This is a genomic window from Flavobacterium sp. (assembly GCF_044361065.1).
In the GTDB taxonomy this organism is placed as follows: Bacteria; Bacteroidota; Bacteroidia; order Flavobacteriales; family Flavobacteriaceae; genus Flavobacterium.
In genome coordinates, this window is record NZ_JBIKJI010000064.1 from 1 (window position 1) to 10,769 (window position 10,769).

General features: G+C 31.0%; 11 protein-coding genes and 1 pseudogene. 5 read left to right on the forward strand and 7 right to left on the reverse strand.

Going from position 1 to position 10,769, the window contains the following annotated elements:
- The first annotated feature begins 61 nt into the window (after nucleotides 1–61).
- Nucleotides 62–2,119: a S9 family peptidase gene (locus tag ACIQ11_RS05470; protein WP_396153565.1), complete on the forward strand. Its 2,058-nt coding sequence runs from the start codon at nucleotides 62–64 to the stop codon at nucleotides 2,117–2,119.
- Between the two features lie 44 nt (nucleotides 2,120–2,163).
- The gene (locus tag ACIQ11_RS05475; RefSeq protein WP_396153546.1) at nucleotides 2,164–3,201 is read left to right on the forward strand and encodes a PLP-dependent cysteine synthase family protein; all 1,038 of its coding nucleotides are present in this window, start codon (nucleotides 2,164–2,166) and stop codon (nucleotides 3,199–3,201) included.
- A 54-nt stretch (nucleotides 3,202–3,255) separates the two neighbouring features.
- On the opposite strand, the gene ACIQ11_RS05480 is transcribed toward ACIQ11_RS05475, so the two are convergent.
- The 4 genes from ACIQ11_RS05480 to ACIQ11_RS05495 form a co-directional block, all read right to left on the reverse strand.
- Complete coding sequence (locus ACIQ11_RS05480; RefSeq protein WP_396153548.1) at nucleotides 3,256–4,248, reverse strand: transporter; 993 nt, start codon at nucleotides 4,246–4,248, stop codon at nucleotides 3,256–3,258.
- Between the two features lie 12 nt (nucleotides 4,249–4,260).
- The gene (locus ACIQ11_RS05485) at nucleotides 4,261–5,304 is read right to left on the reverse strand and encodes a cytochrome-c peroxidase (protein WP_396153550.1); all 1,044 of its coding nucleotides are present in this window, start codon (nucleotides 5,302–5,304) and stop codon (nucleotides 4,261–4,263) included.
- A gap of 60 nt (nucleotides 5,305–5,364) precedes the next feature.
- A complete protein-coding gene (locus ACIQ11_RS05490; protein ID WP_396153552.1) occupies nucleotides 5,365–6,150 on the reverse strand; it encodes an MbnP family protein in 786 nt (261 codons plus the stop codon).
- A 106-nt stretch (nucleotides 6,151–6,256) separates the two neighbouring features.
- Nucleotides 6,257–6,631 (reverse strand): hypothetical protein, encoded by a 375-nt coding sequence (locus ACIQ11_RS05495; protein ID WP_396153555.1) that lies wholly within the window; start codon nucleotides 6,629–6,631, stop codon nucleotides 6,257–6,259.
- Between the two features lie 194 nt (nucleotides 6,632–6,825).
- On the opposite strand from ACIQ11_RS05495, the gene ACIQ11_RS05500 reads away from it, so the two are divergent.
- Nucleotides 6,826–7,155: a hypothetical protein gene (locus ACIQ11_RS05500; RefSeq protein ID WP_396153557.1), complete on the forward strand. Its 330-nt coding sequence runs from the start codon at nucleotides 6,826–6,828 to the stop codon at nucleotides 7,153–7,155.
- A gap of 51 nt (nucleotides 7,156–7,206) precedes the next feature.
- Here ACIQ11_RS05500 and hemL read toward each other — a convergent pair whose 3' ends face one another.
- Genes hemL through ACIQ11_RS05515 form a run of 3 tightly spaced genes read right to left on the reverse strand, consistent with a single transcriptional unit; the run spans nucleotide 7,207 to nucleotide 10,240 of the window.
- Nucleotides 7,207–8,493, reverse strand: coding sequence for a glutamate-1-semialdehyde 2,1-aminomutase (hemL, locus tag ACIQ11_RS05505; RefSeq protein WP_396153559.1), 1,287 nt, complete (start codon nucleotides 8,491–8,493; stop codon nucleotides 7,207–7,209).
- Nucleotides 8,493–9,344 (reverse strand): glucosaminidase domain-containing protein, encoded by an 852-nt coding sequence (locus ACIQ11_RS05510; RefSeq protein ID WP_396153561.1) that lies wholly within the window; start codon nucleotides 9,342–9,344, stop codon nucleotides 8,493–8,495. Before ACIQ11_RS05510 ends, hemL begins: the two co-directional genes overlap by 1 nt.
- On the reverse strand, nucleotides 9,341–10,240 hold the full coding sequence (locus tag ACIQ11_RS05515; protein ID WP_396153563.1) for a 1-aminocyclopropane-1-carboxylate deaminase/D-cysteine desulfhydrase: 900 nt from the start codon (nucleotides 10,238–10,240) through the stop codon (nucleotides 9,341–9,343). The genes ACIQ11_RS05510 and ACIQ11_RS05515 overlap by 4 nt, the downstream gene beginning before the upstream one ends.
- Before the next feature lie 82 nt (nucleotides 10,241–10,322).
- On the opposite strand from ACIQ11_RS05515, the gene ACIQ11_RS05520 reads away from it, so the two are divergent.
- Both ACIQ11_RS05520 and ACIQ11_RS05525 read left to right on the forward strand, forming a co-directional pair.
- Nucleotides 10,323–10,499: a DUF5522 domain-containing protein gene (locus tag ACIQ11_RS05520; protein ID WP_291241207.1), complete on the forward strand. Its 177-nt coding sequence runs from the start codon at nucleotides 10,323–10,325 to the stop codon at nucleotides 10,497–10,499.
- 69 nt (nucleotides 10,500–10,568) lie between these two features.
- Nucleotides 10,569–10,769 (forward strand): annotated as a pseudogene (locus tag ACIQ11_RS05525) (urocanate hydratase); the annotation flags it as partial.

The following is a 10,769-nucleotide window of genomic DNA, read 5'->3' on the forward strand; positions in this document are numbered from 1 at the left end:
ATTAGCATCAGTTTTACTGATATTTACCGCAAAAATACAATCACAAAACCAAAATCAAAAAATGAAAACCATTCAACCACCAATTGCAAAAATAATTCCAAAAAAGTTAGAAAAACACGGAGATGTAAGAACGGATAATTACTATTGGTTAAACGAAAGAGAAAATCCAGAAGTAATTGACTATTTAAATAAAGAAAACGAATATTACCAAAAATCAACAGCGCATACCAAACAATTACAAAACGATTTGTTTGCTGAAATGAAATCCAGAATTAAAGAGGACGACAGTTCTGTTCCTTATTTTTATAATGAATATTGGTACATCACACGTTTTGAAACGGGTAAAGATTATCCAATTTATGCCAGAAAAAAAGGAAGTTTAGATGCGAAAGAAGAAATTTTATTCGATTGTAATGAAATGGCAAAAGGACAATCTTATTTCAATTTAAGCGGAATGAGTGTGAGTGGCGACAACAAATTAGTAGCTTTTGGACTGGATTTAGTATCAAGAAGACAATATACAATTCACATAAAAAATTTAGAAACTGGCGAAATTCTTTCAGATAAAATTGAAAACACAACTGGTGGTTCCAGCTGGTCTACCGATAATAAAACGCTTTTTTATACTGGAAAAGATGCACAAACGCTTCGTTCTGATAAAATTTTCAAACATAAATTAGGCACAAATGCATCTGAAGACGTGTTGGTTTTTCACGAAAAGGACGATACCTACAGTACGTTTGTGTATAAAGAAAAATCTAAAAAATACATCATAATTGGTTCTGGAAGTACGCTTACAACCGAATATCAAATCTTAGAAGCGAATAATCCAGATGGAAAATTCAGAATTTTTCAACCGAGAACTCGTGGTTTAGAATATTCTATTTCGTTTTATAAAGACACTTTTTACATCTTAACCAATGCCGATAAAGCGACCAATTTTAAATTGATGACTTCACCTGAGAATGCTACATCAAAAGAAAATTGGACCGATTTAATTCCGCATAGGAAAGATGTTTTATTAGAAGGCATTGAAATTTTTAAAAACTATTTAGTAGTGGAAGAACGTTCAAATGGTTTAAATAAAATTCAAATTAAACCTTGGGATAGCTCTGGCGATTACTATTTGCCATTTAGTAGCGAAACCTATACGTGCTACACCACTTCTAATGTAGATTTTGACACAGATGTGTTGCGTTATGGCTACCAATCTATGGCTACGCCTTCTTCTGTGATTGATTTCAATATGAAAACTAAAGAAAAAACCGTTTTAAAAGAGCAAGCTGTTTTAGGCGGAAAATTCGATAAAAACAACTATATTGAAGAGAGAATTTGGGCTACCGCAACTGATGGAACTAAAATTCCTATGAGTGTGGTATACCGAAAAGGCATTAAAAAAGACGGAAAAAATCCGTTATTACAATATGCTTATGGTTCATACGGTTCTTCAATGGATCCTTATTTTTCAAGTACTCGATTAAGTTTAATGGATAGAGGATTCATCTACGTTATCGCGCACATTCGTGGTGGAGAAGATTTAGGAAGAGAATGGTATGAGAATGGAAAACTATTAAAAAAGAAAAATACGTTTACAGATTTTATCGATTGTAGTAAGTATTTAATAGCCGAAAAATACACATCTACCGAGCATTTATATGCTGAAGGTGGTTCTGCCGGAGGTTTGTTAATGGGAGCAATTGTAAATATGGCTCCAGAATTGTATAATGGTGTGATTGCACAAGTACCTTTTGTTGATGTGATTACCACGATGTTAGACGACACGATACCATTAACAACTGGAGAATACGACGAATGGGGAAATCCGAATGAAAAAAAATATTATGATTATATGCTATCCTATTCACCATACGATCAAGTAAAAGTACAAGGGTATCCAAATATGTATGTTTCAACAGGTTTACACGATTCGCAAGTGCAATATTTTGAACCTGCAAAATGGGTTGCAAAATTAAGAGTATTGAAAACCAACAACAAACAATTATTTTTAGACACAAATATGGATGCGGGTCACGGTGGAGCTTCTGGAAGATTTGAAGCGTTAAAAGAATTAGCCAAAGAGTTTGCATTCTTATTTGATTTAGAAGCAATTAAAAAATAATTTGCATTATCACTTTACATTTGTGATAAAAAGAAAAATGAAAAATGAAAAACGAAATAAACGCCCATAATTCAGTAATTGATTTAATTGGTAATACGCCAATAATAAAGTTGAATAAAATTGCAGCTGGATTAACCGGTAATTTTTATGCCAAAGTAGAAGCTTTTAATCCCGGACATTCTGCAAAAGATAGAATAGCCTTACATATTATCAATTGTGCTGAAGAAAAAGGCATTTTAAAGCCTGGTGCAACTATTGTAGAAACAACTTCAGGAAATACAGGATTTAGTTTAGCTATGATTAGCATCATTAAAGGATACAAATGTATTTTAGCGGTGAGTGATAAATCGTCACCAGACAAAATTGATATGCTGAAAAGTATGGGCGCAAAAGTATATGTTTGTCCGGCAAATGTTGCTGCAGATGATCCAAGAAGCTATTATGAAGTGGCAAAAAAAATTCATAAAGAAACACCAAATTCAATTTACATCAATCAGTACTTTAATGATTTAAACATTGAAGCGCACTATTGCAGTACAGGAAAAGAAATTTGGAATCAAACAAATGGTTCAGTTACTCACGTTGTCGTGTGTAGTGGTACTGGTGGAACTATCTCTGGAATTGGGAGATATTTGAAAGAAAAAAATCCAGCTATTAAAGTTTTAGGTGTAGATGCTTACGGTTCCGTTTTAAAAAAATACCACGAAACCAAAGAGTTTGACGAAAAGGAAATTTATTCATACAAAATTGAAGGTTTAGGTAAGAATTTAATTCCAACAGCTACTGATTTTGACATTATTGATCAATACATAAAAGTTACTGATAAAGAAAGTGCTATTACAGCCAGAGAAATTTCAAAAACCGAAGGATTATTTGTAGGTTACACATCTGGCGCTGCATTTCAAGCAGTGAAGCAATACGCCGCATTAGGAGAATTTAACGAAAGCAGTAATGTAGTAGTTGTTTTCCCAGACCACGGATCGCGTTATATGAGTAAAATTTATAGTGATGACTGGATGCAAGAACAAGGTTTTTTAGATGCTGAAAATAGTGATGATTCAATGAAAATTGAAATAATATAATAAACATCTTAAACATATAAAAAAAGCGGCTACATTTATTTAGCCGCTTTTTTTTTATAATTTAAAATTGACATTTACACTCCATCTAGAGGTAGCTTCAACTAAACCACCCACTAAATTTTGATTTATTGGCAACTGTAAATTAGAACCAAACGACCATTTTTTATACCCTAATTCAAAGCCAAATTTACTAAAAAGAACATCGCCTGAAGTATTTTTTACTTTTTGGTTGTATTGATAATTACTTTCATACAATTCACCAGCAATTCCAACTTGAGGGGCAAATGCAAATTTTTTATTCTCAAATAAATAAAAAATAGTAGATGCATAATTAAACTGATTTCCAAAACGATAGTATTTTTCGTTTTCATTTTTTATGATATAGTTAATCATATTATTTAATCCGAATTTCTTTTTCTTTATTACATATTCAGATGTTAAAAGTACATCCCAGCTCCCAGTACCTAATTGAAAACTTGGATTTACACTTCCTGAATTTGCTTGCTTATAAGCGCCCGTAGGAAGTTTAACACCCATACCTACTTGTAAATTGTGTTTAAATGAAGTCGAAACCGTATCGGTTTTTGATTTAAAAACGGTGGTTAATGCCAAAACTGTAATATCACCAATACCACTAATAGATTGATTTTCGCTTTGGGTTTCACGCTCATGATTATGATAAGGAATTAAAGCTGAAACTTGAAACTTTTTAAAAACAGGTACTCTGGCCCAAACCTGAACGGTATTAAAATTTTCATTTAACCAAGGTGAGTTTGAATATAAACCATCATTAGATTTATATTGTTGATTAAAATAGCGGACACCAACAAAATTCGAATTAATCATTGAAGCAAAACCCATACTTCCTCCGCTTGCGCCACAACCACAACCATCACAATCATCTAAAAACAAACTTTTAGTCGTGTGTTTTTTTAAATAATTAGTTGTTGGTAAACTAAGTTTATAACTAAATTTTTGATTTGGTTTTGGCTTTTCGTGAGCATGTAAAATGGTTGATACAAAAAAAGCAAGTAGTATATTTTTCATAATGTATATTTATTAATATTCAGCAAATTTTGGATTTGTGATAAACTCGTTATCAGTTAACGTTTTTAAAAACGCAATAAGATTTGCTTTTTCTTGATTTGACAATGGAATTCCTAAAGTGCCATTCGAATTTAAACTTGGATCCAAAGTAGTTGAATTTACCATTCCCGAAGAATAATGATTTAACACTGCGTCTAAAGTAAAAAATCGTCCGTCATGCATGTACGGCGCTGTAAGTTCAATATTTCTTAAACTGGGTACTTTAAATTTATACAAATCCGCATCTAAAAGAGTTACCCTATAACGCCCAACATCATTAAAAGTTGGATTAATTGGCAAACCATTATTTCTAAATGAATTATCAGTAAACAAATCTGTAGCATGACATGTGGCACATTTTTGATTGAAAATAGCATAGCCTTGCAATTCTGGCACAGATAAATTACCTCCCGTTTCATTTCTTCTATACTTATCGAAACGAGAATTTGAAGAAACCATCATTGCCATAAATTGACCCAACGCTTTGAGCATATTTTCAGAATTAATTTGTTTATCTGGAAAGGCTTGATTGTAAAGTTTAACATATGCGGGATCAGATTTCATCATATCAATAGCAGTTGAAAAATCACCATTCATTTCAATCGGACTGGTAAATGGGATAATCGGTTGTAAATCCAAATGAGACGCAGCGCCATCCCACATAAAAGTAGATTGAAATGCTAAATTCTGAATCGGAGGTGTATTTCTCGTTCCAATATTATCTCCTACACCATGGCTTAATGAATGACCGTGATGTGTAAAAGCATCTTGCTGAATATGGCAAAATCCGCAAGAAATTATTCCATCTGAAGCTAATCGACCATCATAAAATAATTTTTTTCCTAATTCGAAACCTTTTTCAGTAATAGGATTATTAATTGTGTTATACGTTGAAGGTGGAAAATTACTTGGAACTACAAGATTCAAAGGCAAATTCACATATTCACTCTCATCATCAGAATGTTCACAACCAAAAAATGACAAAAACGTAAGCAATATTAAATATTTTGCTTTCATATCGAATAAATATTAAAAAAGACTGTCATAAGAAAAAATGACAGTCTTTTTAATTAAATGTTAATCATTATGCACATGATGTACTTCAAACATGTTACTTAAATTTGCAGTAACTAAAGCTAATTTACTTCCTCCCATAATAGTAGGTTGTGTAGTTAAACTTATTTTATTTGTTCCATCAATTATATGCTGTAAATCTGCCATAATATGAACTTGAGGAGTAATTGAACTTCTAACTAAAGCATTGTTTGGAAAATTTAATGTTACTTCATTGTAATTATAGTCTGTTCCTGTTTGTCCAGTATGAACTTTATAATCTGTTGCAGTTGTTACCGTAGGCGAAGTAAAAGTACCTTCAAAAGCAACAAATTTATAACCAGCACTCCAACTCCACATCATACCTGCAGTTTGTGCTTGAGTAAGAAAATTACCTTGACCTGTTGCACCAAGTGCCCATTGCGTTTGATCAACTCCTATTCCAAATTTGATACTTTTATAATCACCTGCTGGAATATTTGGTAAATTTAATATTCTACTAGTAGCTGTCGCTTCATCAACAATAAAATAACTTTCAGATTTTGGAATTGTATAAGTTGAATTATCAGTTTTTGTTAAAACTATATTGCTTACAATGTATTTTGCTTTGCTAACTTTAATAACTTCTCCATTAGAGTTTGTATAGTTAGTAGCAAATGCTAAATCTGCACTACCATATTTATTGTCAAACTCTACTTTTAAATTACCTTTTTCGTCTATTGCTGCTGCAGGTGCATCATCATTATTACAAGAATTGAATACGAAAGCTATAGCTAAAATTGCTATACTATTTTTTAATTGAAATTTCATTTATTTTAGTTTAAATTATAGATAATTGATGCTTGAATAGTTTCAAACATTATTTTTTGGACATAAGTGTCGTTTCCGATTAGAAAAAACGGAAAATCTTTTGTATTTAAACTAATTTAGTGGGTGGATGAAAAATCTGAGAACTATTTAAATGAAAATAGTTATTAAAATAATGAGTAGAAATAGCAGCTACTTTGTAAACACTTTTTTTGATTTCAAAATAAATAGTATTTTGATAAAAAAGCACTTCTATTTCTTGTTTATTTACTGATTTTTTATCTTTTGAATTCGAATTTTCTTCTGAGGAAGCTTTTGCCAATTCCTTTTTTAAATGACATTTACCATTACATTCCATTTCTGGCTTGTCTTGGTTTTCACAAAGCTCATTTGCAATATACTCATAGTTAACAAAATAGCTCAAAACTGGTAAAACAGGTTTTACCAGAAATAAAAATGTAATTAAAATAGCTATTTTTTTCACAATACAAAGATACAAAATATTCGAAATAGAGATAAAAATTGAAGGCGTATTTTAATTAAAATGCAGAAAAAAAAGCAGAAGAGTAAATTCTTATACTTACTTAAAAAAATAAAAAAAAAGATAATTATTTGTAAAAAAAGCTTTGGTATTGAAAATATTTTTTATTTTTGATAAAACTATTAAAAAATTTAACAATGAAAAATTTATTAGGCGCTCTTGTTTTGTTTTTAGCTTTTACAGTAAATGCTAATGCTCAAGAAACATTTAAAAAAGTAGACGAGAAAGTTGAAGCTAAAAAAAACTTAGTAGCACTTTTGGAAGTGGTAACTATAGATGAAAACTTAAGCTTAGCCTTAACAGGATTATTTGAATACAAATTTTCAAGATTAAACGAAAACCTTTCTGCTGATGGAAAAATTGAATTAGCGAATATAATTGAAGCAAAATTAAGAGCTACTTTTACTGAAACCCAAATGAAAAGTATTGAAAATAAAAAAGGTTTGTTGAAAAAATTAACAAACTAAAAATAAATTATTTTTTAAAAAGCCCGTTTAGTTAACTAAACGGGCTTTTTTTTATAATATTTTTGCTACTTCTTGAATTGACTGAATCGTAAAATCTAAATCTTCATAACTTAAAGCATCAGTAATAAACCAGGTTTCATATGCTGAGGGAGCAATATAAATGCCACGTTTTAATAATTCGTGAAAGAAATTTTTAAATCTTTCGTTGTCTCCATTTTTTGCAGTTTCAAAATCATACACTTTATTTTTATCAAAATGTACTGAAATCATCGACCCTACTCTATTTATAGTAAACTCAATATTATTTTCCGACAAAACTTTGTGAATTCCGTTCTCTAAATAAGCTGTTTTTTCTTCTAATCTAGCGAAAATTTCTTTATCTGAATTTAATTCCAAAAGCATTTGATATCCTGCCGCCATAGCCAATGGGTTTCCAGATAACGTTCCTGCTTGATATACAGGACCTAATGGCGATAACAAATTCATAATTTCATTTCGTGCTGCAAAAGCACCTACTGGCAAACCACCACCAATTACTTTTCCAAAACAAACTATATCAGCCGAAACTTGATACAATTCTTGTACACCACCTTTTGCAAGACGAAATCCAGTCATCACTTCATCAAAAACCAACAAAGCTCCGTTTTCTTCACAAAGTTGCTTTAAACCTGATAAAAAACCTTCTTTTGGAGGAATACACCCCATATTTCCTGCAACAGGTTCTACTATAATTGCTGCAATTTCATTTTTATTGGCTTCAAAAAGCGCTTTAACATTTTCTATATCATTATATTTAGCTAACAAGGTGTCTTTAGCCGTGCCTTCAGTTACTCCAGGACTATTTGGCACTCCAAACGTACTTAATCCACTTCCAGCAGCAATTAAAAACGAATCGGAATGACCATGATAACATCCTGAAAATTTAATAATTTTATCTCGTTTGGTATAGCCTCGTGCTAAACGGATTGCACTCATACAAGCTTCTGTACCCGAGTTAACAAATCGAATTTTATCAATATTTGGCACCATTGAAATGGCTAATTGAGCTATTTTAGTTTCTAATTCAGTTGGGGTTCCAAAAGAAGTACCTTTTTTTGCCTTTTCAATAATAGCTTGTACTACTGGTTCGTGAGCGTGACCTAAAATCATAGGGCCCCAAGAATTAATATAGTCTATGTATTTATTCCCGTCTTCATCATATAAATAGGCTCCTTTAGCTTCCTTAATAAAAATTGGAAAACCTCCAACACCTTTAAATGCTCGAACAGGAGAGTTAACACCACCAGGTATTACTTCATTTGCTTCAACAAATAACTGACTACTTCTTTGATATAACATTATTTTTTTACTTTTAATTTTTGACCAATTGAAATTCCGGATTCCAAAATAGTATTTAAACTTTTTAATTCCTCAACAGATATATTGTATTTTTTTGATAACGAGTATAATGTATCCCCTTTTTCAACGATATGCTCTCCAATAACTTGTACTTGGGTTACAACTCTTGGTTTTGGAATAAAATTTCTTCCTAAAACTTCATTGTCAATTTTATATAATTCATAACGTTCAATAATACCAATTAATTTTGAAGGATATAACGTATCTGTTGCGTAACCCGCTTGTTTTAAACCATTTGCCCACGATTCGTAATCACCTTTATCTAATTTAAACAAACTTTCATATCGTTTTCTTGAAGATAAAAAAGCAGAATGATCTTTATACGATTCGGTGGGGTCTTTATATTTTCTAAAACACTCTTGTTCGGCATCATCATCGTATTTTACAGACTCACCTGTCCATCCTGTATGGCATTTTATACCAAAATGATTGTTCGCTTCTTTAGCTAAAGATCCAAATCCAGCACCCGACTCTAAAATACCCTGCGCCATAGTAATACTTGCAGGAATACCATGAGCCTTCATGTTATTTTTTGCCGTTTCTTTAAAATCTTCAATGTATTTTTTTACATCTTCTGTTGTAGCTTTTACTTTAGATGTTGCTACTAATATTTCGCTACCAGAAGGATTTTCCTTCGTTGGAGATTTTGCTACTGGTGTTGGTTTTTCAGTTGACTTTTTAGCTACAGGATAACTTTTAGAATACTTTTTTCCTTTAGTAGTAGTGATTTTAGAACCTCCACAACTTGTTAAAAGCAGCGCAAAAAATAGTATTAAAATTTTATTTATCATATTATTATCTTTGTTTTTCCAGATTTTTCTAATTTTAAATTCATACCTGCAATACCTTGTAAACCACCGGTATGAATGGCTAAAATTTTTGAATTTGGTGGAAAAAAATCATTTTGTATCAAATCTAAAATACCAAACATCATTTTTCCGGTATAAATTGGATCCAATGGAATTTCATATTGAATGTAAAAGGAATTTATAAATTCAATTAACTCGCTTGTAACTTTTCCATAACCTCCAAAATGATACTCACAATTTATGGTCCAATTATTTTGATTTGCAAATTTAACAATATCCTTTTGTAAAAAATCACCTTTTAAGGAAGAAAATCCAATAATATTTTGATGAGAAGAAGAACCATTAATAATTCCTGAAACAGTACCGCCAGTTCCTACAGAAGTACAGACATAAGAAAATTCCGATTCAAGTTCAGATAAAATTTCTTCACATCCTTTTATCGCTAATTCATTTGTGCCGCCTTCGGGTAATAAATAAAAATCACCAAATTGAGACTGCAATTCTTCTAAAAATTCGGGCGATTCTTTTAGCCTGTAAGCATCTCTTGAAACAAAAACAAATTTCATTCCAAATTGTTCAGCAACTGCTAAACTTGGGTTTTCATTTATCTTTTCTTCTAATTCTTCGCCTCTAATTATTCCAATAGTTTCAAAACCAAACTCTTTTCCAGCACCTGCAACAGCTACAATATGATTAGAAAATGCCCCGCCAAAAGTGAGCAATTTTTTATATCCTAATCGTTTTGCTTCGGCTAAATTATATTTTAATTTTCTGAATTTATTTCCAGAAATTACAGGATGCAATAGATCTTCTCTTTTGATAAAAAGTTCAATTCCGTTAGGAAAATGAATAGGTATTTTCTGGTTTTCTGATTTCATAAAAAAGAAATAATTGTTTCATTAGTTAAATATTTAAAAAACTAATACAATCATTTGCTGCAAAGTTCCTAAATTTGCGAATATGAACAATGAAATAAATCCAAAAAATTTAATAGAAGGAGAAGATTTTTATTTTACTCCTGAAGGATATAAATGTTTTACAGAAAAACATCATTTAAAGCGAGGATATTGCTGTAAAAGTGGCTGTAGACATTGCCCATATGGTTTCGACAAAAAAACAGGAAGAAATAAAAAATAGTTTTAGACAACCGATTTTCAAACATAAATTTCTGAATATCCAAAATCTAAAAATACAAAATTTAAAAAAATGACCTTTAAAGAGCAAATACAACAAGGAATTCCAGATATTTTACCACAACAAAAACCGTATGAGGTAGCAATAAATCATGCGCCAAAGCGAAAAGAAATTCTTTCAGAAGAAGAAAAAAAATTAGCTTTAAAAAACGCTTTACGCTATTTTGATGCCAAACATCATGCCACGTTACTTCCTGAATTTAAAGCCGAATTA